The following is a 23,422-nucleotide window of genomic DNA, read 5'->3' on the forward strand; positions in this document are numbered from 1 at the left end:
CGGAGAGGTTAATTTTCACTAACTTTCTGGACAGCCCAACCTATTGGTATAAGTGCTCATAAATCCCGCCAAGCACTCATAAAACGCGTCAAGCGCTCATAAATCCTTCTAAGTGATCATAAAACGTATCAAGCACTCATAAATCCGGCTAAGTGATCATAAAAACGCGTCAAGCGCTCATAAATCCGGTTAAGTGCTCATAAAACGCTCCAAGCGCTCACAAATCCTGCTAAGTGCTCATAAAACGCGCCAAACGCTCAAGATCTCCATCCCAATACAAAAAAGGCCGCCACGGAAAATCGACAAATCGAGTTTCCGTGGCAGTCCCATTTAATTATATTTCATCAATGAATTTGACGGTAGACGCCGACAACTTTTCCAAGTATGGAAACTGAATTGACGATAATCGGCTCCATCGATTCATTTTCCGGCTGCAAACGGAAGTAATCCTTTTCTTTGAAGAACCGTTTCACCGTCGCCTCGTCCTCTTCTGTCATAGCTACTACAATTTCTCCGTTATTGGCAGTGTGTGTCTGCTTGACAACGACATAATCCCCATTTAAAATTCCAGCTTCTATCATACTATCACCCACAATTTCTAGCATGAATAGTTTATCATCGGATGTCCCGTACGTATCTGGCAAAGGGAAGTATTCCTCGATGTTTTCAATTGCGGTGATCGGCAAGCCGGCAGTTACCTTCCCGACAAGCGGGACATGGACTACACCTGCTTTCAGCGCCGTCAAACCTTCCGGATCCAGTACTTCGATCGCCCGCGGTTTTGTCGGGTCCCTGCGAATGTATCCTTTGCTTTCCAGTCTGGCTAGATGACCATGCACGGTTGAGCTTGACGCCAGGCCGACAGCCTCACCGATTTCACGCACGGAAGGTGGATATCCTTTCAGTTTCACTTCATCTTTAATAAAAGATAGGATATCCTGCTGTCTCTTTGAAATTTTCTTCATCTTTCCACCCCTCCAATTAGTAGATTCAATAATTAGCAATCATACGAACGAATGTCCGCAACCGCAATTGTTTCTTACAAAGAGTATAACAGGTGTTCGGATGAATGGCAAACAAAGGTTCGAAAATTTTGTTGACTTCTAAAAATACGTATCCTATAATGGGAACAAGTATTCCGAACAAACATTCTTGGAGGGGTTTTATATGAATTTCATTCAAAAATACGGCTTTATTCTATTGATTGTCATACTTTGCACCGCTTTCACGATTGTAGGCGTTTTAAAAGAAGCGAAATCAGCTGCAAATTCATATGTTGAAGTTACAATAGTAGAGGGCGATACACTTTGGGGATTGGCACAGGGCTATTCACAAAACGATTCTACGGAGAAATGGATAGCGAAAGTAATGAAACTGAATGATATGGAGTCTACTACGATAAAAACCGGAGAAACATTGAAATTGCCTGAAATCGATCCAATCATGCCCAACCCTATGATGACCGAATTGGCAGGAGAGGAAAAGTGATGGGGAAAATGAAGACATGCGCCCTATATTGCCGTGTCAGCACCGAAAAAGATTCTCAAGTTGCTTCCTTATCCAGGCAGGAAGAGGAACTGAAGAAGCTTGCAGATGAGCTTGGGCTGAAGCCCGTACATATATTTAAGGAAAAACATAGCGGCTACGATATGGACCGGGAAGGATTGCTAGACTTACTGGACTGCATCCGAGATGAAAAGATTGACGCAGTGCTTATACAAGATGAAACAAGACTTGGAAGGGGGAACGCCAGGGTGGCCATCCTGCACCTGCTTGCCAAGACAAATACTGCTGTTATTACAAATCATGATAACGGCGCGTTGAAATTAAATGAAATGGATACGATGCTCCTGGAAATATTGGCGATTGTCGAAGAGTACCAACGCAAACTGCACAACGCCAAAATCCGGAGGGGCATGAGGCGGGCTGTCCGCGATGGCTACAGACCAGAAAAGAACTTGAAAAATAAAGGGAACCTTGAAGGACGCGAACGGATAGAAGTTCCAATCAGTGAAATCGTGTCATTGAGGCAAAAGGGGCTTACCTTTGAAGAAATCGCCGGCGTATTAAAAGGGCTCGGCCATAACGTCAGCAAAGCAACGGTCCACCGTCGATATAAAGAATATGAACTAGAGCAGGAAGGCTGATTTGTTGCACTTCCTGCTCTTTTTGTATACCTTCAAAGTATAGTTTTAATGAGCTCCACTTTTATTGTGAATTGGTTCTATTATTAAGAATCTTTAAGGAATAAAACGGAAGGTGGCGACTCCAGCGAAAGCCGTAACGTAGAACGGCTTTTGCGAGTAAAAGCGCAGCGTTACGAGCAGGGGGTAGAAGGCTGCCTTAATTTCTGCAAAAAGCGCAGAAATTGAGGCAAATCGAACCCTTCGCTGTTCGATTGGAAAGCGTCCACCTGAAGTGGAAATCCCGTGAACAATTTAATGCTGGACAACATTACAGGAGGAATTTCGATGTTATCAAAAGATAAAATTAAACGCATCAACGAACTGTCGAAAAAGTCAAAAACAATCGGCCTATCAATCGAAGAAGCAAAAGAACAAACCCAACTACGCAAAGAATACTTGGAAACATTCCGCTCATCCATGCGTGACACAATCGAGAGTGTCAAAGTGATCGACCCACAAGGCAACGATGTCACCCCTGACAAAGTGAAAGATGCACGCAGCAAGAAGTTCCTGAACTGATCAACCGAACATAGGATGGATTGTATTTCATCTATTTATTGACTACACTATAGATGGTATTACAATTTCAACTACAAGATAAAGCGTGGGAAAGGATGTTCTGAATGACCGAAAAGATTGACCAATTAGCAATAAATACGATAAGGACGTTATCCATCGATGCAATCGAAAAGGCGAATTCCGGCCACCCGGGATTACCGATGGGAGCTGCCCCGATGGCTTACACCCTCTGGACAAAACATATGCATCATAACCCTTCGAATCCTGAATGGTTCAACCGCGATCGTTTTGTCCTCTCGGCAGGTCACGGTTCCATGCTGTTATATAGCTTGCTTCACCTGAGCGGCTACGGATTGCCGATGGAGGAATTGAAGAATTTCCGCCAATGGGGATCAAAAACACCTGGCCATCCGGAATACGGCCACACTGTCGGTGTTGAAGCGACAACAGGTCCGCTCGGACAGGGAATCGGAATGGCTGTAGGAATGGCAATGGCTGAAAAGCATCTGGCAGCAACTTATAACCGTCCAGGATTTGACGTTGTTGACCACCATACATTCGCGCTATGCGGTGACGGAGACCTTATGGAAGGTGTGGCAGCAGAAGCAATTTCCCTTGCTGGCCATCTGCAATTAGAAAAATTGATCGTACTTTATGACAGCAATGACATCTCCTTAGACGGAGATCTAGATATGTCATTCACGGAAAATATCCGTAAACGCTTCGAATCATACGGCTGGAATTATATCCGTGTAGAAGACGGCAACAATATCGGCCTCATCTCAAAGGCGATTGAAGAGGCGAAAGGCAATTCGGGCGGTCCGACAATCATCGAAGTGAAGACAGTCATCGGATACGGCGCGCCGAATAAATCCGGAAAAGCCGACGTCCATGGAGCTCCTCTTGGAGAAGACGAGATGAAGTTGACGAAGGAATACTACAAATGGACGTATGAAGAGGATTTCTGTGTGCCTGAGGGCGTCTATGAGACGTTCAAAGAGGCGACTGATGAATTGGGCGCCAAAAAAGAACAGGAATGGAATGAGCTGTTTGCAAATTATGAGAGCGAACATGCTGATCTTGCACAACAATTGAAAGCTGCCATCAAAGGCGAAATGCCTGAAGGGCTTCAAGAAGCGCTTCCGACTTATGATGCAGGTTCTTCACACGCAACCCGTTCTGCATCCGGTGACGCAATCAATGCGATTGCAGAAGTGTTACCTTCTTTCTTCGGAGGAAGTGCAGACCTTGCAGGTTCCAATAAGACGACGATTAAAGGCGCAGGAGATTTCCTTCCAGGGGACTTCAGCGGCCGCAATATCTGGTTCGGCGTCCGTGAATTTGCAATGGGTACTGCTTTAAACGGGATGGCGCTTCACGGCGGTTTGCATGTGTTCGGCGGAACATTCTTCGTGTTCAGCGACTATGTCAGACCGGCTATCAGATTATCCGCTCTAATGGGAATGCCTGTCACATACGTGTTTACACATGACAGCGTCGCAGTTGGCGAAGATGGTCCGACGCATGAGCCGATCGAACATTTATCATCCTTGCGTTCCATGCCGGGATTAACAGTCATCCGCCCAGCAGATGGCAATGAAACTTCCGCTGCATGGAATATTGCGGTCTCTTCGAAAAACAGACCGACAGTTCTAGTGTTATCCCGTCAGAATTTGAAAGTGTTGCCGAAATCCGGGGCGCTTGCAATGGATGGCGTGCAACGCGGTGCCTATACAGTTTCACCTGCTAACAAAGAAACAGCAGACGGCATTTTGATTGCAACAGGTTCGGAAGTGAACCTCGCCGTTGCAGCTCAAGCGAAACTCCAAGAAGAGGGAATTGATGTCGCAGTCGTATCAATGCCTTCATGGGACTTGTTCGAGCAGCAAGATGAGCAATACAAAGAAAGCGTACTGCCAAAAACAGTGAAAAAACGCCTATCCATTGAAATGGGTGCTTCCCTCGGCTGGCATAAGTATGTGGGAGACGAAGGCGGAGTCATCGCAATCGACACGTTTGGGGCGAGCGCTCCAGGGGAAAAGGTTATTGCGGAATATGGTTTCACTGAAGAAAACATAGTTCGTGAAATGAAAACGATTATCAGACGTAACTAATCCATACCGCTTCGGAATGTCGGAAGACTAATTATTCCGGGCGGTTTTTTAAAAGTAGTGTTTGACCCACTATTGGGAAACTTTCGACAACAATAGTGCCTTTCTTTACCGTGTTTTGACAAACTTCTTACTTTGGTTGGGATAGACTATGTAAAAGGAGGTACGGTCATGAGAACTTATGATATTTATAAAGTGAAAAAGAGATACCAATCATTCATCCTGGGGAGGGAAGGGCTTCTCTATGATCTGCTCAAGGATCATGCACAGGAGCAGCCTTTGCAGGAAGTCCGTTATTTATGTGATGAAATCGAAGAATCCGCGATTGACCAAGCAATCCTTAGCAATTTGGGAAAAAGTTTTACGACGGTCGAAAGTGATGAGGGAGAATATAAATTGTCCCATCCGATGAAAGGCTCTATTCATATTTCGCTGACCCCTTATTCTGTACAAGCGTATTGTGACGGCTCACGCATGTTGGATTTGGACCTGTTTGTCGCTTTGTCTGGGTCAGATGATCGTTTCTTTGCAGTGATGGACGAGCGTGGCGAGTGGGGCTGGCTGAAGCCTGTCAAACAGGAAAACCAGCTCAGGGATGAACGGACTTTCTTATTCTAGGCGTTTTTCTTCATAATATAGAATTATTTACTGCCAGTCATTGCTATCCGCGGCCTCTTTGTTGTATAATCCAACATGGTAGAGTATTCTCGAATCACGGTAGTGAAGGAGGTAAAGCGGATGAGCACGATTTGGGTAATCCTCATTGCCGTCGTCGCGTTAATCGCAGGTGTGGCCCTCGGATTTTTCATTGCACGTCAATATATGATGAAATATTTGAAAGAAAACCCACCGATCAATGAGCAAATGTTACGTATGATGATGATGCAAATGGGACAAAAACCTTCACAGAAGAAGATTAATCAAATGATGGCACAAATGAACAAAGTAAGTGACAATGCAGGCAAGAAAAAATAAGTTAGCTTATTTATGTTCTATAAATGGTTATTTTCATTTGATTTTTTGTACTAGCTATCTAAATTTCGATTTAAACGACAAAAACCACTTTTTACTGATGTGTTTGATCAGGAAAGTGGTTTTTTATTTTGAAACAATCACATGATAACGAGAACTCTTTAGTCATATTGACAGTTCCCGCTGGATTTCCGAAAATGCTTTTTAATAAGCTTAGTCTCTTTTACAACTTTTCTAAGCCTATCTTCTTACTCAACCCGTTAGATGGGTGGTACTTCATATTATATCAGTATGCCAACTCCACATTTACATCCATTTCGATTTCACTCATGGCAAAGAAGTTAGTCAGTCTTCTCGTAATGGATTCAACCAATTGCTCCGCCATTTCATCAGGAATCGCTTTTTGATAAATCATCGTGAATCCGATAAAGCAATCCTCAATCGGATTAAAGGCTGTCCCTTCTCCGCCTTCCCTCTTGCTGACAACTTCCACGAAGCCGGCGAAAGCGATTGTGTTCAGAATACCCGTATGCAGAATGTTTTTCTCCCGTTCACTTAGTCCTGAACGATCTTGAATTTTAATGTGAATACCTTGCTTCAATTCTCCAACTCCCTTTTGATCAACTCTTCACAAGTTTACAATAGCAAGCACTGAAAGTACATACTTTTTCCGCTATTTGAAAAAGGTAGAAAAAATTTTCATTGGATACAACTTATAAATCGAACTTGAAGGTAAAAATGCTATATTTATCATTGAAATGAAAGTTTTGAAAATATTCTTAGTTGCCATGATATACTAATGTCAAAGCCTGATACTTCAATGATTTATGTAGTAGCACTAGCAGCACCTGCGTTTAAAGTAGAAATTGATGCATGGGCTTGTAAAGATATTTGATATGTTGGCAAAGAGGCGCTGCACATGAAAAGGGCTGGATAGCTAAGGAAGAAGAAAGGGTAAAAAGTTGAAGAAAGGTGTTGTGATCATGGTATCGTTTATTTCGCTTGGATTTATTTCACAATCTAATTAAACTTATCGGGCACATTTTTATTTAGAAAGAGGGATTTAATGAATAACTTGATGTATACGTTATATGCTTTAGTTTTAGGCATTGTGGCTTTTTTTACAGGTGAAATTGTAACTTTTATTATGCTCGGGTTTATTTTGATTGCCCTTATTAATATCAATACAACACTTAAAAAGGTCATAAAGAAAAATGATGAATAGAAAAGTCGAAGAAACAGCAGAAACGTTATATTCTCAATATAAAAATCGCTCTAATAAAAACCGCCCTTTACTAATCGGGATAGATGGTTTAGGAGGGGCAGGCAAAACTAGTTTTATCAAAGAGTTGAGTCGAGAATTCAAAAATTTCAACTGTGAAATCGGCATGTTTCACCTGGATGATCACATTGTTGAAAAGAATAAACGTTATCGTACCGGCTACGAAGAATGGTACGAATACTATTACCTCCAGTGGGATATCGAGGGATTGATAACCAATTTACTAGAACCCTTGCATAAACAAAATCATGTAATTTTACCGTTTTATAATAAATCTGCTGACTTAATTTCCACGAGACAGGTTGATGTATTGAAGGACAGTATCGTACTAATAGAAGGTATATTTCTACAAAGGAAAGAATGGAGGTACTATTTTGATTATGTTGTTTTCCTGAATTGTCCTTTTGAAGTAAGACGGGATAGGGTATTACATCGTGATTCTTACCTGGGGGATTACCAAGCAAGATTGAAGAAGTACACAGAAAGATACTGGTTAGGTGAACAACACTATATGGAGACAGTACAACCACTCACCGCTGCAGATTTAATAATAACCATGTAATTGGCGCTATTCTTGTGTAAAGAATAACGTCAATTGTGTTATAAAGAACAAAAAGACTACTGCTTATCCATGGGGAGATGAAATGAGTCCAATGGTTACTATTTTTGTTTTGGTTTTAATTGTACTACCTTTGTCGATCTATTCAGCTTATCTACTTTATGTCATGTTAAAGAACACCGATTCAGGGAAAAAATATATTTTGTTCGGAATACAAGTTTCATTGATTGGCGGCATAGTAGTTCTTGATAACAATATAGACCTTAATGGATTTGAGTATATTATTGTTATTATAGGCCTCATTCTTTCAATGGTGGGAATGAGCAAGGATAAATAATTTGTCAGGTAGTGGTAAGGGATTCATTATGAATGGGGGGATTGGGAATGGGAGAATATGAAGAAATTGACTTGTTAATAAAAACCGGAAAGAACTTAGAAGCATTGGAGCTATTACGTGATATAAAAAAAACAAAGACATTACCAATAGATGAAACAGGTTGGATGTACTGGAATATATCCGACATACCTGCTGTCTTGCGAAAACCTCGCGACGTGTATGAAAATCATATTGAATTTGTAGAATGGGGAAAACAAGCTTTGTTTCCCCATAAATTGCATTGGTTTGTCTCGGATGCAACTCAAGCTTTGACATTATCCTTAGGAGATTACTTTGACGAATGGTTTAAGTGGTATTTGTTTTCCTGCAAATACTCCTCTCGAAATAAGGAAAATAGAGCAATCAGGTTTGAAAGCCATCGTGCAGCCGCTATATCCTTATTAGTGCTAAAAAGGTTCTTTGAAATCGAAATCCCGATTACAAACATGGCAGAGCTACTAGAAGAAGATAAAGACTGGGAAAATACACTCTTTGCGGAGTTTACGTATTATACACTTTTAGCGGAGAAAGCTTTTCTCCTAGACCAATCGGAGCATCTAAAGGAAGCTTTAAAAAATATTAACCGTTTAACTGATCTAGCTAAAGAAGTAATTTATACAAAAGCGGATAAAAGGGAAAGTGGAATGCTGGGAAGTTGGGAAGGCTTAAATTGTTCAAGGCTAACTAAGGAATCCATGTCTGTATTACTCCATAATGGGGCTTGTATGCTTCATAAAATTAGAAAATACAAAGAAAGCGCTGCCATGTTTCAGTTGGCACTACAAAACGGGAGTAATTTTACAGCATATAGCTTGTCATTATTTCTATCTTCATTGTGGAAAGAGAATAAAAATAACTTAGAGGTAGTAGAAGCCTTCACCAATTATTCACCTGAAGGAATATGCGTAAATGAGTTGTTTCAATTTGCTTCAGATTTAAAGGAGGTAGATTGGCAATTGTCTAGGAAAGAAGATTGACTATACAAGGAAGGGGGAGAAGTTGTCTGTTTAAAAATAGTAAGGGGGGAGCAAACTTTTGGTCCATAAAATCGTATATCCTATATTGCTATTCATTATTTCAATATTGGTAGCCCTTATTATGTATTTGGTTGATCGAGATAGCCAGAATGATTTCTATCACTTAAGACTCTCAGGAGAAAGCTTGCACTGGAAGCCAAATGATCAGATAGAAACAAACCCTAAAAGCACTTTTTCAGGAAAAGGGAAATTATATTTTAAATCAGAGACCGGTGATAATACTACACAGTTTTATTACTTTAGTATGCGAGCTATCATAAATAACGAAGAAACGCCATTGCACGGTCAAATAGTATCAGGACCAGAATATTTTCAAAACGGAGTTAAGATAGGGAGTATTGAAGGTCCATCTGTTATCACAAAAAGTGGAGCTCCCATAACGTTCAAGAATACAGATGAAATATACGCAGTGATTCAATGGGAGGAAAACGGCGGGCGGAACCCCCAATAAGAAACCATACTATTATTTTCCAAGTAGAGTCTAGAAGTGGGGGTTTTTCCTATAGAGCAGGCTTTATTAATGATAACTTTTAATGTTGATAATTTCAGGCAAAGAATAGATTATTGTCTTGGTTGAAGGTGTAGCTTTTGATAGGAATATGATACGGTCGCACTATAATTAGGAAATATGAATGCCCTTCCTAGCCAAATTATCAAGGCATTCAGTTAGATACTTTCCATCGTGTTCGGGGTACGGAAGGGTGTCATGTAAAGAATCATTTATTTCATCGTAAGCCGGACACTTTTTCCCCCTATATGCTGGATTTTCCCATATAGTATCATTTTGATATCCTCTTCGTTTCATCTCATTCATTACTTTCATATGGTAATGATAAAGTTTAAACGGAGAATATTTGAATACATAATCGACTGTAGCATGTTTCTTTTTCCACCCCAATCCACGTAAAGCGCAGCACTCCCGATGTTGACCAAGTAATTGTTGTCTTGGAAGTTTTGGGATCAATTCTTCATGCCATAAACGCATTAGCGAAATCTCCTCCTATTTTAAATGTGACTGCAATTATTCCTCAACAAAACAAAATGGATTGTCCTATAATTAGACAACCCATTTTGCTGTTACTTATCTAATTCTATCGTTTCATTGATATCTGTCGATTCAGTACTTTGCCCTGTCATACTTTTATAGAAAAAGGCAATTTTCTTTGAGAAACTTCCGGTTTCCCAGTATTCAGCTGCTTCGGCTTTTATCTTTATTAACACTACGCTAGGATCATCATACGAAGTTTGCATGATTTTCTCATATACTTTGCTCCATAACTCCTTTTTCTTATTTAGATCATCCACGATTTCCGCTCGTCCACGGACGGAAACATAGGATTTACCTGCGTATGCTACATTAACTTCTTGATCATGGAGAATTTCTTTATATTTATCCGTCTCTTTCTTAGTGAAAAACCATAAGTCTCCATCAAACTCTACTTCTTGTGTCTTCATAGGACGGGAAATAAGCCCTTCATCCGAAGCCGTAGTGAGCATTGCTATGTCTACATCTTTGATTAACCCTCTTAATGTTTCCAATTCTTTTTGTTTCATTACATCACCCCGTTAACGAATATGGAGATATATTACCCTTTACAGCAACTATTTAATCAGGTATGGCGGATTCTAAGTTTGACGCTATTTCAATTTCTTATATGTCCTGTAATTTAAACATTTATATGCGGATAACATCAGAGATATTGGTAATAGTAAAATGGAATTCGTAGAAGGAGTGAAGAATTGATGGAAACGAATAATTCTTATAATGCGGGAGATATTGTTTATGTTTTCTACCGAAATCCTCATACTCAAGACGTTGCAAATGTCCAGGCAGCCGCGGTTGTCAATCATCCCGAAAATTCCGATGAACTGGCTTTGTTTCTCTATGAAGATTATTACCCACTATCCGATGAAATGGCCGTTTATTCTTCAGAAGAAGATGCGAACGAAGCCTATAATCACTTTTTAGGGGATAACTCTGCGGGTCGTTTGAATGAATAAGCCATTTACCCCTAGGCTTGTATACTTTGAACCAGATGCACTTAATTACCCATTAGGCAAAGAACTTTATGAGAAATTCAATAAAAGTGACGTTGAAATCCGTTACACCACATCCCATAATCAGGTGAGAAATCTGCCAGGTGAAAATGATTTTCAGAAATATCGGGTTGCCAAATCCACATTAGTAGTTGGTATTAGAAAAACGCTTACGTTTGATACTTCAAAACCCTCTGCAGAGTATGCCATTCCTTTTGCTACGGGTTGTATGGGGCATTGTCATTATTGCTATTTACAAACGACGATGGGAAATAAACCATACATACGAACGTATGTAAATGTAGAGGACATTCTTGATGCTGCGGATAACTATATGGCAGAACGAGCACCGGAGTTCACGCGGTTTGAAGCATCCTGTACATCCGATATTGTTGGCATTGATCATTTGACACATACATTAAAGCGAGCGATTGAGCATTTTGGTGAATCGGAATATGGCAAGTTAAGATTTGTTACGAAATTCCATCATGTTGATCACTTACTGGACGCTAAGCATAATGGCAAAACCCGTTTTCGATTCAGTGTGAATGCGGATTATGTCATCAAGTATTTTGAACCAGGGACTTCACCTTTAGCGAAGCGCATTGAAGCTGCAGGAAAAGTTGCGAGAGCAGGATACCCTCTTGGTTTTATCGTAGCCCCGATTTATTTACATGAAGGCTGGCAAGATGGATATTATCATATGTTCGAACGTTTAGAAGCGGAATTGCCTCCTGAGGCAAAAAAAGACCTTACCTTTGAATTTATTCAACATCGTTTTACTAAACCCGCCAAACGAGTTATCGAAAAAAATTATCCCATGACAAAATTAGAATTAAATGAGGAAAAACGAAGATATAAATGGGGCAAATATGGAATCGGAAAATACATTTACCAAAAGGATGAAGAAGAAGATATAAAAAGTCATCTATATGACTATATGGAAAAGTTCTTTCCGGAAGCAAAATTAGAGTATTTCACATAAAAAATATCCCACGATAGGGCAACTGAGGCAATAAAAGCAGTGAATGAGATTAGAACACTCCTTAGAGCTGAATTTACGGATGACTTCTACAAACAGGCGCAATTATTTAATAAGGATTAGCGCCCATTAATTTAATCTCCAACATTTTTTATAATCGATAGGGCGGTACTGAGACCGGCTATAATGACGAAAACGAGCATGCCTAAACTAATTATACCAATACCCATTCCTAACCAAGAACCAATAATAAATGCTGTTATTAAAACAACCAAAAAAGAAAAAAGGCAAATCAGTAATGATCGTTTAGTGGTTTGTTTAAATGCTTTAGAAATAACGAAAACGAATAAATTTGTTAAGAAACCTATGCCTATGGGAATGAATATATCCATTTTTACCCCCCTGTTAACTTCACAGTTCACTATTCGACATTATAATCTATTTTATCACATAACCCCATATCCCTTTTCGGTTTTCACAATTACATTCAAGGACACTATTCCACCCACCAAAATTATAGTAAAATACCCTTCTTTATAACCACGCATCTAATGTATCTTTTTAGCTATTGTATACTGACAATATAGTAAGCAACAGTTTCGAATTGGAAATATCTAATGAATTCTAAAAACTTTTTCCTGAGTTGTAAGTCTAATAGTTAAGGTCAAAGTAGAAGAGGTGACGTTTTGAGTGAGGAAATACTAGTTAAGAAAGCAATTAAAGGCGAACAAGAAGCATTTCTAGCATTATTGCATTTATATGAAGAAGCATTATATCGAACAGCTATCTCATATTTGAAAAATGAAGGAGATGCATTGGAGGCCGTCCAAGAGGTGACTTATAGGGCCTATCGAAGTATAAAAAAGGTGAAGCAGCCCGCCTATTTTAAAACTTGGCTAATCCGAATTATGATGAATTATTGTCAAGATGTCCTCAAGAAAAGCAGGAGAGAAGTGTTGGAGGAAACAATACTAATGAAACAGGGAATTACCGAAGACTTCACTTTCTTGGAAGTCGAGGAGGCACTTTTAAATTTATCAGATTACGAGCGAGAGTTATTGCACTTGAAATATTTTGAAGACGTAAAAATAAAAGAAATCGCCGCGATGTGGAATACCCCCGAAGGAACGATTAAAACACGTTTACATAAGGCATTGCGTGCTCTTAGGGCAGGATTTGAAGAGAAGGGAGAGGTTAAGCGTGTTTGAGGAGGAAAAAAGGAAATTGGAGCAGAGAAGGAAATCTATTGGACAAATCGAAGTATCAAAGGACAAGTTGCATTCTGCCGTACAAAGTGGATTCGAGAAAGCCAAAAAGGAACAGTTGTTAAAAAGAACGAAATTACTGAAACGCAGTTCATGGTCAATCGTAGTAGCGGCAATCCTTCTCGTCTCTTTTATTACAAGTATCTCTGTATCGCCTGCGTTCGCCAACAAGATCGCATCCATTCCAGGGATGGAACGCATTGTTGATCTAATACATCAAGATAGGGGTTTAACCGCTGCAGTTGAAAATGACTTCTATCAACCTTTAAATCTCTCTCAAGAAAAGAACGGTATTACGGTAACCCTTGATGGGGTTATTGCAGACAATAAGGGTATGGTTATTTTTTACTCTGTCCGTACAGAGGATATGGATGTCAGCTCACTTGAACTAAAACACCTCAGATTATGGTCAAAAGCGAATATTAAATATAGCTTTGAGGTAATGAATTCCACCCTACCCTTAACTCCGAATTTAGATGACGAAATTTTCAGTGGATCTGAACATATCGAGAAGGTGACAAATGATAAGAACCTTTCTTGGGCGATAGGACTAAAAAACGGGGAAAAAATAGTGACTTTCACTATTCCATTCACATATGAAAAGATGGAAGTTGAAAGTAAGAATATCGTTGTGAATAAAGAAGTTGAAATTGAAGGTCAGCATTTTACAGTGAAAGAATTAATAGTTGATCCAATACGGACAATCGTTAAGATAGAAGAAAACCCCAATAATACAAAGAAACTTCTTGCTCGTCCATTTGATGATTTAGAACTAATGGATGAAAAGGGAAGGAAATGGTCTGCTCTCCCCGGAAATGCTTATAAACCATTACCGAAAAGTAATATATGGGTAGTCCCATTAAAAGAAAGCTTTTATTTTTATGATCCCAAAAAGTTATCATTATCCTTTGGGAAAGTCGCAGCGATGGATAAGGAGGAAGCCCATATTCTAATTGATACGGAATCCGAAAAAATTATTGATCAACCTTCCCGATCGATATTCTCAAATTTGCAGGTAAAGGATAATCATGTCAGTTTAACAGTAAAAATCGATAAGGATTACGATATGAATATGGTTAGGTTTATAAAGTTTATAGATGCTAATGAAAAAGAATTTTATATACACTATGGGGGACGTATACCACACCCTTATAACTATGTAACAGGTTCAATAACAATCTCTCCCGGAGAAGTGAATATCGAATTTGAACTACCGAACAAAGCGCTATCTAATTTTGCCAGTCCTGTTCGGTTGGAACTAGATTTTTACCCATCTTGGATAGAAGAGGACGTGAAAGTAGATATCAAACAGTGAATTTTTGCTTTTTTACTTCCTATGTAGGACGCATATTAAAGGAGTCAGTAGTAATCACCGTTGTTTGTATTTGAAATGTTGACGCTTTTTGAATACTATTAGCAAGGTAGATGAAGATTCATCCCATGCAATCAACTAACAAACACAAGGGAGTTTGACGAAAATGAAACGAGTTTATTTAGCGAGTCCGTTTTTTAACGATAAGGAGATTGAATACCTTGAGCAGGTCGAGAAAATTTTAGATGAGAAGGGATTGAAAGTTTTCTCACCGTTTAGACAAACGGCAGCTTCAGAGGTAGGTTCCCGTCAATGGTCCATTGAAACATTTATGGATGATATTAAACATATTAAGTGGGCTGAGGTTGTCGTTGGTATTTATCATGGCAACTATTCAGACAGTGGAACGGCATGGGAACTTGGCTACGCCTATGCGACTGATAAGCCCGTTATATCTGTCCATGTTGGGACAAACAGTAATTTGATGGTGCATGAAGGTTCGCATGCAAATATTACATTGGAGGAGCTTAAAGACTACGACTTCGACCGACTTCCGAGCTCATTCTATACGGGTGAAATGCTGTAATTGTGAACGGGAAAAAACCACTTTCAACTGATGTAAAAAATCAGGAAAGTGGTTTTTTGTTTAGTACAAGAAGGGGTTATTAAAAAAGGTGAAAAACTATTCGGATACGGACGGGGTGACACAATCTATTCCATCGACACAAACGATGAAAGAAAAACTAAAAAAGTATTTGATGCGGTTGGCCGTATTGTTTATGACATGGATTTCATGGGGGATACGTCATGGATTGCAACAGTACCAGATTATTCGTGGGAGGAAATGACAGTGCCAAATGATTAATACTACAAATAACTTCAGTTATTCGAAAACGATCGGAGAAATCTATGCTAAAATAAATTGAAGATTATGAAATAATGTTATTCAACTAACGGAGCAGGCTTGTTTAATAGTATGCATTAACAATTGAAACGGATTATTGGGATAAATCGGTAACTTATTTTACCTTAATCTGTCTAATTGCATGAGGAGGGATAACTTGAGAGTATCAAAATTACTTTTTTGTTTGGTTATTTTTATAATATTAACTGCTTTTGGATGTTCTAATTCATCAGGTACAGGTGAATTAGAAGTTCATAGTACAGGAAATCCTGATGCGAAAGAGATTTTAACATTAGACCCTGAAGCCGATATATTTCAGTTCGAGAGTGTGATTTATAAGGCTGGCATTGATTGGGTTGAAGAACTAACTTTAACAAAAGGCGAGCAAGTAGGGGAAATCAAAAAAAGAAATGATACAGATACAAACTTTGAAAATGAAATGTCGAATAAGCTACCTGTTGGTGCGAAAATTTTTTCAATTATAGAAAAAGAAGGTCCTATTTTACTCGTGGAATCAGAAGGGGAAATCTTGAAATACTATGCAATTGTAGAGGGTTAATGAACTTCCTAAATTCTGAAACGGGCGCAATTGTTGTTTATTCATATAACGGTTAGCTTTATTTGATGTTAATGGATAAGTGGAATAGTATTCCCAAAATATACATCTGTAGAATTTTGTACGACACATGATGTGAATATCGGTGCTAAAATCCTCAATAATAACGGTTTAAAATTCCCCAGTTTTCACAGATAATCTATTTCGATAGAGATAGATTGGAAGTGTAGGAATGACGTTATTGTTGGAGGATTTTTTTATGATAAGGGAATTGAAACAGAAAGGTTGGACAATCAGTGCAATTGCAAGGGAAACAGGATTTGACCGAAAAACCATCAGGAAGCATTTAGAGGCGGAAAGTACACCTCAATCAAAAAATCGAGCTAAAAGAGGAAGTAAGCTGGATCCATACAAGCCTTATCTACTGGAGAGAATTAAGGAAGGCACTTGAACAGGGCGATAAAGTTCGTTTGGAGGTACTTCCAGGCGTGGAACAGTTTATGGTTATTGATCCGTCATCATCGGCCTAGAAGTCAGTGACCGATTCACTAGAAACTTTAAAAGTAAGTGCATGTTCTTCTTAAAATAATGGGGGTGTTTTAGTGGATGATTAGGGGCCGCTATGGCATCCTTGCCTTCTTGTTGAACGGGCAGGATAGTTCAATAAGGTAAAATGTTCTTTCTCATAATAATTGCTGTAAATTGAGGCATAAGGGGAAAAGTAATAATTAATAAAAGAGAGGATTCGAATGAGTAGATTTTTTCTATTATTCTTAACATCGTAATGCTTATAGGGTGTAGTCAAGTTGCTGAAGACGAAGCAAGTTCAAGGTATTTAGAAGGGAAAATCACTGTTGATGAAAAAATATAATTTGACACACGGATACTATACATACAAGGATGAAAAGGTAGAAATAAATAAATTAAACCCTTTCTCCCCAATGGAGGCGGCAGAGCAATTCGACACTTTAGCAGTTGCAAAAAATAGTAAAATAGAAATTGTACTTGAAGATAAAACAACTTACATTACTGTTCATCAATGGAATGAAAATGATGAAGATGAAGAAGTCCTCTTAGATGAGATTGTATTAACAGTTCCTGCTGAAAAAGGATACTATGTATATGAAGTAGTCGGGGCTTGGAAGAATGGTGAAACTACTTTAGTATTTGATATTGATGTTAAATAGAAGTTTGTGAAGTATTGTACTTGGGCTAATGGATGCTTTAATGAAGGATCATGTGGTGGTTGCTTAGGCAACTCTTCTTATTTGTTGAACTAACGCAGCAGTTTAGTTGAACGACAAGTGGAAATTTTATGAAATTATAAAGTCGTATTTAGAAACTAAAATAATAGGGGTGTCATATATGAAGCGATTCAGCATAAGCTCAATAGTCTTTATATTTTTAGGAATTCTTTTCTTTATATTAAACTGGTTAATAGAAGGCTATATTGAACCTATTGTACTTACTGGAGTTATTTTTATATTGTTCGGAGTTGTGTTAAGTTTTATTGCTATCGCTAAAAGAGAAAAAGGAAGCGTGAAATATATCTCAATTGCTACTTTTTTTATTTTACTATTTTTAGTTATTTGGTTTGAACCTTTTCAAGTTCTTCGAATGATGACTTGGTTTAAAAATATTATTTAACAAGTGCTTTACTTGAAGATTGTTGAGCTGTTTAGACGGCTCTTTTTCTTGTTCAACTAACGCGGAAGGTTAGTTGAAGATTCTATTTCCGAAATAATTATCTTTTTAGAATAGCAATGAACCAAAAACAATCTAAAATAAAAGCTTTAGTGAAATTCGGCAGTCCCTTCCACTGAAGCTTTTTTTGTTTGAAATAAAAGCATACTATCGCTAATTAAGTAAATGGAGTAAACTAAATTAACAAAATAATTGTAAATCATATAACGGTTTTCTAAATAATAAAAACTTTTTTGAACGAAATGAAGAAACGCTGCGTCTAATGAAGGAAGGAGGCGAAAAGGATGGAATTTGAAATCGTGCAGCGTGCTATTCGTGGGGATCATCAAGCGATACTTTCACTTATTGAAATGGATGAAGAGATTTTATATCGCATGGCTTTTACATATATGAAAAATGAACAAGACACTTTAGACGTAATGCAGGATCTTATTTACAAGGCACTAAAAAAGATGCATACGGTTAAACAGCAAGAATATGCCAGAACATGGCTCGTTCGAGTTTTAATCAATTGTTGTAAAGACAATTTAAGAAAACGACAACCGACCGTTCCAATTGAGGAACACCACTTATCTGGATGGGTCATCTATTCTGATTTGGAGCGACTACTGGAACAATTATCTTTGTCGGAGCAGCAACTCGTCTATATGAAATATTTTCAGCAACTAAAAAACAAAGAAATTGCTGAGCTAAATCAAATTCCTGAGGGTACTGTGAAGTCTAAGCTTCATCACATATTAAAGAAGCTTAGAAATTCCGCTGGAGAAAGGGAGGACTGGCTATGAATAAACTACCGATTGACGTTCCAAAGGAGAAACTTCAACAAATTCGAATGGATACTATTCGTAAGGTTCAGCGAGAAAAAAGAATAAAGAAGCGCATTGTGCCAGTTGCAATAGTTGCTTTGTTTTGCGTAAGTATTTTATTTTCAATTCGTGTTTCTCCTACTTTTGCTGGTTATGTTGCAAAAATACCTGGCTTCCATGCACTTGTATCAGCGGTGAGAAGTGATGCTGGGATAAAAGACATTGTGGACAATCAATACTATGAAGAAATCAATGTAACGGAGTCTAAAAATGGCCTAGCGTTAACATTGCATGGGGCGGTTGCAGATCATTCGGGCTTAGTTCTTTTTTATGACGCAAATGCTTTATTTGATATGTCAAAATATGACTTGAATGACGTTCAATTGTTCCAAGGAGACGATCAAATACTAGGAGCGAATCGAATACCTGGCCGCAGTACCTATGTGAATACAGGTAATCAAGAATATATCTCATCTTCAGTAATATATAACTTTCCAGAGCCCATCGTGTATACTTCGAAGGACTTTAAAGCCGTTTTTCATTTTAATGACATAGATAAGGGGAAATTTGAAATTACGATCCCCTTTACACTACAAAATGAAATAGCGCAGGAAAAAGTTATTCCTGCGAATCGTATTGTAGATATAGACGGTCAGAAATTTACGATAACACAAATTCGACAATCTCCATTAAAAACGGCCATAGATATTGAAATAGCAGAAGCGAATACAATGCAAATATTAGCTTTTGATGATATTACAGTCATGACGGATCCTGGTGAGCGAAGATATAGTATCATGAATGGCATTGCAACAGATGGAGATATTCGCGACGGCAAAATCACGCTTTATGTGCAAAGTAATTATTTTCATGAGGCAGATTCACTCACAATTAATATTGGTGCTGTTCAAGCCGTTCCAAAGGGCGAGGATTTTATAGAAGTTGATTTTGGCGCAAAAGAAGTAACGAAACCTGAATATTTCGATTGGGACATTTCTGTAACGTCTCAAGAAGTATCAGTTGCTGTAAAGAAAGGGGATAATCAAGGTAGACAACTAAGGCTATGGAATGCAGTAAAAGAAGATGGTACGCCATTAGAATTTAGACGTAGCACATTTTCACGAGATGAGCAGTACGAAATTGAGACGACACAATTTCAAGATTATGATGGCAAAGCAAAGATATATTTCAGCTATTACTTCAATCCTATTGGAAAAGATATAGAACTGAATATTCCATTGCAATAAAGTACAGAGGATAATTTCATGGGTAAATGAAGTGAAAGTTAGTAAGTATTTGTCGATAATTCCTAGAGAAAAAAGGTCTTTTTGTGAAGAAATGTACTTAAACTAACGAGTACTTTACATAAAGATCATTGGGTTGCTTAGAACACTCTTTCTTCTTGTTCAACTAAAAGAACAGTTTAGTTGAACAAGAAGATTAGATGGGAATATTAAGGAGGGAATAAATGACCAAAGATAAAAAAGGAAGGAAAAAAGTACACCGTAAAGTAATACATGGGACGACACCAGAAGAAAGATTTCAAGAAATACACGGAATGACAATAGAGGAATGGGCCGAACAACAATTCAAAGCTAAAACTGGAATGGCACGCGATGAATGGGATGAATGGTATATAAAAAAGATTAAATCTACAACACCTTTTGATTCTATTAAAGTACGCTACGATACTGTTACCGAGGATGATATAAAGCTTGTTAAGGATTTGCAGTTATTGGGATTAAAAGATGGTGTAATAAATGTATTACTTGATTATGTTGCAATTTTTAGTAGAATCTGAATGGTTCACGCGTTGGTATTGGAAATGGGTAAAAATTGGCGCAAGGAAAATATATTAACTGTTGAAAAGGCTATTGTCTTTGTTAGAGAGAAACATAAGAAGTACAAAGAGTCATCAGAATAGTAGCTACTAGTAGGGTTTCCTTACTTGAAAAGCCTTCTTCAACTAACGGGGCAGGTTAGTTCAATAAATGATATTTGAAGTTTAGCGGGAATAAATATAAAAACATGGAGGAGTGTGTTTATGTTCAGAAAAAGATTAATTTTTATCTGCACAGTAATGTTGTCGTTAGTAATTGCGGGCTGTAATGACGAAGAGCCAATAAAAGAAGAAGTTATCCAACACAATTGGAATGAAAGTCCTCTTTTTAAATCAGGAAGTTACACAATGATCGGGGAAGAAGGACGTTTGGGTTTTATTTACGATGATAGCGTAGTAGTTAGATTTTATCCAGACAAAGTACAAAAGTATATGTGGCACTTTTGGGGAAATGAAGATGAGTTAATTGGTGATTTTAAGGTTTTAGGAACTCACGAAAACAGTGATGAGGAAATAACAGTTGTACCAACAATAGGGAATTCTTTTCCTAGCCCTAATAATGGTGCAGATCAGCATTTCCCAACAAATATGATGCTCCCTAAAAGTGGAATGTGGAAGTTAGATGCTTATATTGGAGATAAAATATTTGGAAGTGTTTATGTAAAAGTCCATAAGAAATAAATCGCTTATTGAACGGGTGCTTTAGTTCAGTAAGAACAGAAAAGTATTACGCCAAAAAAACGTTTTAATTGAGCGTTTTTATTTATTTTTTAAGCTGTTTCACTGTTGAATTATGTACTGATTAACCTGTTATTTACGTTGTTAATTGTGCTTTTCTCCCAATCAACTAAACCCGTTAGATGTAAACGCATGTTCCTTTTTTGATTAATGAACTGTTTTTATAGGTATTTGGCTCTATTTTAATTTATTTACGATGTTTAGTATCCCTTTTGACCCCTCCCCTCTATATAGAGGGCAAAGGGGGAATTATCAATGACACACTACTTGAAAGAATACGCACGCTTTACGACAATCGAAGAAATGGACGTTGCTGCTGAACAACATGTGCTGACCCACTGGGATGAAATGACGAAATCAGATCGCCAAGTGCTCGACGTCATCCGCCGCTACTCCGTCAAATATGGGGCAGCACATTTGAAACACGGAACAATCGAAGAGGCGATCGGGAAATCCAACGTGACTGTAAGACGTGCAATCCGTAAACTCGTCAACTTAGGAATCATAGAGAAAGTCCATTACATACGCCCAGTCATGAGCGGGCTCGGCGCCAACATTTATATCATTTTGCCTTTTGATGACCAGGGGAAAATGATCGACCGTGATGATGACGGAAAACCGCATGATGACGAGGAAAACGAGCAGCTTCCAGTAGACGAAGCTCCTCTTTCTAAATCTCTATTAAAATCTAAAAATCTTAACTACACGTCTCCTACAGAATCGTCAAAGTTATCCACAAGTCTACTTGCTTGCCAAGACAATCGGAGACACAAAACTGGCCCGTGAATTCTACGGAATTCATAGAGCTATATCAGGACGCATGTTGAAGTACGACATCTATAAAGAGGATCGCGATGTATTTGAGGACCTTGCGTATCGTGCTTTGATGATCACTGTTATGGCGACAAAGAAGAAGATAGTTCGTAATTTGCCGGGCTATTTCAAGGGAGTGTTGGACAAGTTGGTCGATGAGACGTATTTTAAAGACATTTTCATGCTTTTTGATAAGCCTGTGGAAGGGTTTTATTGTCCGTAAACCGGATTGGTTATGATGCGAATGGCTTTTATTTCGTTGCGAATTGGTTTGATTGTGATGCGAATCTATTTACTTTCGTTGCATGCTGGTTTCATTGTGTGGCGCTCGTTTGATTATGATACGGCTTGATTTCGTTTCGTTGCGACTCGTTTACATTGTGTTGCGGGTGAAATGTGCTAGTTATAATCTTGAATTTAAATACCTTGAATTCAAGACTGTTTCATTGCGCTATGGTCGATTGATTGGTAAAGTAATGATGTTATTACCAAGGTTAAAAAGTCCCGTATCAACATCCGCCGAATTCGTTTTTGATTATAGTGAAGTTTGAGTGGATGCGTATACATAAACCTGAAAAAGAATATAACTGCTAAATCGGATTTTTTAGTTCACGTAGAAAGGGGTTCGCAGATGGGAAATTGGATTGTAGACCACGCCCATTCCGTAGTTGGATTTGAAGTGAAACATATGATGGTATCAAAGGTGAGGGGTCAATTTGACTCCTTTACAGCTATCGTTGAAGCTGATGATATTGAAGATTTAACGACTGCCAACATCACATTCCGATTTGACGGAAATAGCATAAATACACATCACCAAGAACGCGATAGACATTTACAGTCGGCGGACTTTTTTGATGTTTCCAATTATCCTGCGATCGACTTCAAATCAACGGGTGTTGTGAAAAATGTCGATGGGTACCAAGTCACGGGTGATTTGACGATTAAAGATGTAACGAAACCAATCATATTTGACGTGCAGTTTGGCGGGAAAGCTCTAAATCCACGGGGAGTCTTAGTTTATGGCTTCGAAGCAGAAACGACGATTAATCGTGAAGAATTTGGTCTCACGTGGAATGCAGTTTTGGAGACCGGCGGCGTTCTAGTAGGCAAGGAAGTCAAAATTAAAGCTGAGTTGGAATTAAACGAGAAAAATAGTATATTTTCGAATACAACCAACATAGAGTATCCATCTACAATCGAAAGCAACCAATCGAAGCATCCTTCAATTAGCAATGAAATCCATCGCGTGATTGCTGATAACCTGACCGATCTTGTGGTGATCATTGATCGAAATGGCGGGATTCACTACACATCTCCATCATTTGAGAAGCTTTCTCTACTTCAAACTGGCAATTTTTTTGAAACGATCCATCGAGATGATGAAAATGCCATTCGGGATGAGTTAAAAACCTATTCCGAT

31 protein-coding genes and 2 pseudogenes are annotated in these 23,422 nt (G+C 38.5%); 28 read left to right on the forward strand and 5 right to left on the reverse strand.

Annotated features, from left to right (window positions below; all coding sequences use genetic code 11):
• Nucleotides 1-344: 344 nt before the first annotated feature.
• Nucleotides 345-965 carry a transcriptional repressor LexA gene (gene lexA / locus AWV70_RS14745; protein ID WP_060208724.1) on the reverse strand — a complete coding sequence of 207 codons (621 nt, stop codon included), beginning with the start codon at nt 963-965 and terminating at the stop codon, nt 345-347.
• A gap of 202 nt (nt 966-1,167) precedes the next feature.
• On the opposite strand from lexA, the gene yneA reads away from it, so the two are divergent.
• The 6 genes from yneA to AWV70_RS14775 all read left to right on the forward strand — a co-directional run bounded on the left by yneA (nt 1,168) and on the right by AWV70_RS14775 (nt 5,791).
• The gene (yneA, locus tag AWV70_RS14750) at nt 1,168-1,488 is read left to right on the forward strand and encodes a cell division suppressor protein YneA (protein ID WP_060208727.1); all 321 of its coding nucleotides are present in this window, start codon (nt 1,168-1,170) and stop codon (nt 1,486-1,488) included.
• The gene (locus AWV70_RS14755; RefSeq protein ID WP_060208730.1) at nt 1,488-2,147 is read left to right on the forward strand and encodes a YneB family resolvase-like protein; all 660 of its coding nucleotides are present in this window, start codon (nt 1,488-1,490) and stop codon (nt 2,145-2,147) included. Before yneA ends, AWV70_RS14755 begins: the two co-directional genes overlap by 1 nt.
• Before the next feature lie 324 nt (nt 2,148-2,471).
• Complete coding sequence (locus tag AWV70_RS14760; protein ID WP_060208733.1) at nt 2,472-2,705, forward strand: DUF896 domain-containing protein; 234 nt, start codon at nt 2,472-2,474, stop codon at nt 2,703-2,705.
• A gap of 104 nt (nt 2,706-2,809) precedes the next feature.
• Nucleotides 2,810-4,819, forward strand: a complete 2,010-nt coding sequence (tkt, locus tag AWV70_RS14765; RefSeq protein WP_060208736.1) for a transketolase — start codon at nt 2,810-2,812, stop codon at nt 4,817-4,819.
• 168 nt (nt 4,820-4,987) lie between these two features.
• A complete protein-coding gene (sirA, locus tag AWV70_RS14770) occupies nt 4,988-5,434 on the forward strand; it encodes a sporulation inhibitor of replication protein SirA (protein WP_060208740.1) in 447 nt (148 codons plus the stop codon).
• Between the two features lie 120 nt (nt 5,435-5,554).
• Nucleotides 5,555-5,791: a YneF family protein gene (locus tag AWV70_RS14775; RefSeq protein ID WP_060208743.1), complete on the forward strand. Its 237-nt coding sequence runs from the start codon at nt 5,555-5,557 to the stop codon at nt 5,789-5,791.
• A gap of 283 nt (nt 5,792-6,074) precedes the next feature.
• Here AWV70_RS14775 and AWV70_RS14780 read toward each other — a convergent pair whose 3' ends face one another.
• The gene (locus tag AWV70_RS14780) at nt 6,075-6,389 is read right to left on the reverse strand and encodes a hypothetical protein (protein ID WP_060208745.1); all 315 of its coding nucleotides are present in this window, start codon (nt 6,387-6,389) and stop codon (nt 6,075-6,077) included.
• Between the two features lie 207 nt (nt 6,390-6,596).
• Here AWV70_RS14780 and AWV70_RS24675 point away from each other — a divergent pair.
• The 5 genes and pseudogenes from AWV70_RS24675 to AWV70_RS14800 all read left to right on the forward strand — a co-directional run.
• Nucleotides 6,597-6,683, forward strand: a pseudogene (locus AWV70_RS24675) (RidA family protein); the annotation flags it as partial.
• Nucleotides 6,684-6,854: 171 nt separating this feature from the next.
• The gene (locus tag AWV70_RS24170; protein ID WP_201024375.1) at nt 6,855-7,013 is read left to right on the forward strand and encodes a hypothetical protein; all 159 of its coding nucleotides are present in this window, start codon (nt 6,855-6,857) and stop codon (nt 7,011-7,013) included.
• The gene (locus AWV70_RS14785) at nt 7,003-7,632 is read left to right on the forward strand and encodes a kinase (protein WP_235588685.1); all 630 of its coding nucleotides are present in this window, start codon (nt 7,003-7,005) and stop codon (nt 7,630-7,632) included. The genes AWV70_RS24170 and AWV70_RS14785 overlap by 11 nt, the downstream gene beginning before the upstream one ends.
• 381 nt (nt 7,633-8,013) lie before the next feature.
• Nucleotides 8,014-8,982 carry a hypothetical protein gene (locus tag AWV70_RS14795; RefSeq protein ID WP_060208752.1) on the forward strand — a complete coding sequence of 323 codons (969 nt, stop codon included), beginning with the start codon at nt 8,014-8,016 and terminating at the stop codon, nt 8,980-8,982.
• Nucleotides 8,983-9,040: 58 nt separating this feature from the next.
• Nucleotides 9,041-9,493 (forward strand): hypothetical protein, encoded by a 453-nt coding sequence (locus AWV70_RS14800; protein ID WP_060208755.1) that lies wholly within the window; start codon nt 9,041-9,043, stop codon nt 9,491-9,493.
• A 168-nt stretch (nt 9,494-9,661) separates the two neighbouring features.
• Here AWV70_RS14800 and AWV70_RS14805 read toward each other — a convergent pair whose 3' ends face one another.
• Nucleotides 9,662-10,027 carry a TIGR02328 family protein gene (locus AWV70_RS14805; protein ID WP_060208757.1) on the reverse strand — a complete coding sequence of 122 codons (366 nt, stop codon included), beginning with the start codon at nt 10,025-10,027 and terminating at the stop codon, nt 9,662-9,664.
• A gap of 92 nt (nt 10,028-10,119) precedes the next feature.
• Nucleotides 10,120-10,596 carry a pyridoxamine 5'-phosphate oxidase family protein gene (locus AWV70_RS14810; protein ID WP_060208763.1) on the reverse strand — a complete coding sequence of 159 codons (477 nt, stop codon included), beginning with the start codon at nt 10,594-10,596 and terminating at the stop codon, nt 10,120-10,122.
• Nucleotides 10,597-10,785: 189 nt separating this feature from the next.
• Here AWV70_RS14810 and AWV70_RS14815 point away from each other — a divergent pair, with 189 nt between their 5' ends.
• On the forward strand, nt 10,786-11,043 hold the full coding sequence (locus AWV70_RS14815; protein ID WP_060208766.1) for a transcriptional regulator SplA domain-containing protein: 258 nt from the start codon (nt 10,786-10,788) through the stop codon (nt 11,041-11,043).
• A complete protein-coding gene (splB, locus tag AWV70_RS14820; protein ID WP_060208769.1) occupies nt 11,036-12,064 on the forward strand; it encodes a spore photoproduct lyase in 1,029 nt (342 codons plus the stop codon). The genes AWV70_RS14815 and splB overlap by 8 nt, the downstream gene beginning before the upstream one ends.
• Nucleotides 12,065-12,195: 131 nt before the next feature.
• Here splB and AWV70_RS14825 read toward each other — a convergent pair whose 3' ends face one another.
• Nucleotides 12,196-12,453, reverse strand: coding sequence for a hypothetical protein (locus AWV70_RS14825; RefSeq protein ID WP_060208773.1), 258 nt, complete (start codon nt 12,451-12,453; stop codon nt 12,196-12,198).
• 294 nt (nt 12,454-12,747) lie between these two features.
• Between AWV70_RS14825 and AWV70_RS14830 the strand changes: the two genes are divergently transcribed.
• The 15 genes and pseudogenes from AWV70_RS14830 to AWV70_RS24175 all read left to right on the forward strand — a co-directional run.
• Nucleotides 12,748-13,269, forward strand: coding sequence for a sigma-70 family RNA polymerase sigma factor (locus tag AWV70_RS14830; protein ID WP_060208776.1), 522 nt, complete (start codon nt 12,748-12,750; stop codon nt 13,267-13,269).
• Entirely contained in the window at nt 13,262-14,641 is a 1,380-nt protein-coding gene (locus AWV70_RS14835) for a DUF4179 domain-containing protein (protein WP_060208779.1), read from the forward strand. Before AWV70_RS14830 ends, AWV70_RS14835 begins: the two co-directional genes overlap by 8 nt.
• Nucleotides 14,642-14,804: 163 nt before the next feature.
• A complete protein-coding gene (locus AWV70_RS14840; protein WP_060208782.1) occupies nt 14,805-15,224 on the forward strand; it encodes a nucleoside 2-deoxyribosyltransferase in 420 nt (139 codons plus the stop codon).
• 48 nt (nt 15,225-15,272) lie between these two features.
• The gene (locus tag AWV70_RS14845; RefSeq protein ID WP_060208785.1) at nt 15,273-15,503 is read left to right on the forward strand and encodes a hypothetical protein; all 231 of its coding nucleotides are present in this window, start codon (nt 15,273-15,275) and stop codon (nt 15,501-15,503) included.
• A 196-nt stretch (nt 15,504-15,699) separates the two neighbouring features.
• Complete coding sequence (locus AWV70_RS14850) at nt 15,700-16,101, forward strand: hypothetical protein (RefSeq protein WP_060208789.1); 402 nt, start codon at nt 15,700-15,702, stop codon at nt 16,099-16,101.
• A gap of 256 nt (nt 16,102-16,357) precedes the next feature.
• Nucleotides 16,358-16,549, forward strand: a complete 192-nt coding sequence (locus AWV70_RS14855; RefSeq protein ID WP_060208792.1) for a hypothetical protein — start codon at nt 16,358-16,360, stop codon at nt 16,547-16,549.
• Between the two features lie 403 nt (nt 16,550-16,952).
• Nucleotides 16,953-17,285 (forward strand): hypothetical protein, encoded by a 333-nt coding sequence (locus AWV70_RS14860; protein WP_060208795.1) that lies wholly within the window; start codon nt 16,953-16,955, stop codon nt 17,283-17,285.
• A 178-nt stretch (nt 17,286-17,463) separates the two neighbouring features.
• A complete protein-coding gene (locus tag AWV70_RS14865; RefSeq protein WP_060208798.1) occupies nt 17,464-17,745 on the forward strand; it encodes a hypothetical protein in 282 nt (93 codons plus the stop codon).
• A gap of 341 nt (nt 17,746-18,086) precedes the next feature.
• Nucleotides 18,087-18,587 (forward strand): sigma-70 family RNA polymerase sigma factor, encoded by a 501-nt coding sequence (locus AWV70_RS14870; protein WP_060208800.1) that lies wholly within the window; start codon nt 18,087-18,089, stop codon nt 18,585-18,587.
• Complete coding sequence (locus AWV70_RS14875; protein ID WP_060208803.1) at nt 18,584-19,855, forward strand: DUF4179 domain-containing protein; 1,272 nt, start codon at nt 18,584-18,586, stop codon at nt 19,853-19,855. Before AWV70_RS14870 ends, AWV70_RS14875 begins: the two co-directional genes overlap by 4 nt.
• A gap of 221 nt (nt 19,856-20,076) precedes the next feature.
• Nucleotides 20,077-20,409 (forward strand): hypothetical protein, encoded by a 333-nt coding sequence (locus AWV70_RS14880; RefSeq protein ID WP_060208806.1) that lies wholly within the window; start codon nt 20,077-20,079, stop codon nt 20,407-20,409.
• A gap of 243 nt (nt 20,410-20,652) precedes the next feature.
• Complete coding sequence (locus tag AWV70_RS14885; protein ID WP_060208810.1) at nt 20,653-21,129, forward strand: hypothetical protein; 477 nt, start codon at nt 20,653-20,655, stop codon at nt 21,127-21,129.
• Nucleotides 21,130-21,441: 312 nt separating this feature from the next.
• Nucleotides 21,442-21,972, forward strand: a complete 531-nt coding sequence (locus AWV70_RS14890) for a hypothetical protein (RefSeq protein ID WP_060208813.1) — start codon at nt 21,442-21,444, stop codon at nt 21,970-21,972.
• 34 nt (nt 21,973-22,006) lie between these two features.
• The gene (locus AWV70_RS24685; protein WP_060208816.1) at nt 22,007-22,222 is read left to right on the forward strand and encodes a hypothetical protein; all 216 of its coding nucleotides are present in this window, start codon (nt 22,007-22,009) and stop codon (nt 22,220-22,222) included.
• Between the two features lie 408 nt (nt 22,223-22,630).
• A pseudogene (locus tag AWV70_RS24175) lies at nt 22,631-23,146 on the forward strand (YceI family protein); the annotation flags it as partial.
• Nucleotides 23,147-23,422: the final 276 nt, after the last annotated feature.

Origin of the sequence: Sporosarcina koreensis (assembly GCF_001531445.1) — a bacterium.
Classification (GTDB): domain Bacteria; phylum Bacillota; class Bacilli; order Bacillales_A; family Planococcaceae; genus Sporosarcina; species Sporosarcina koreensis_C.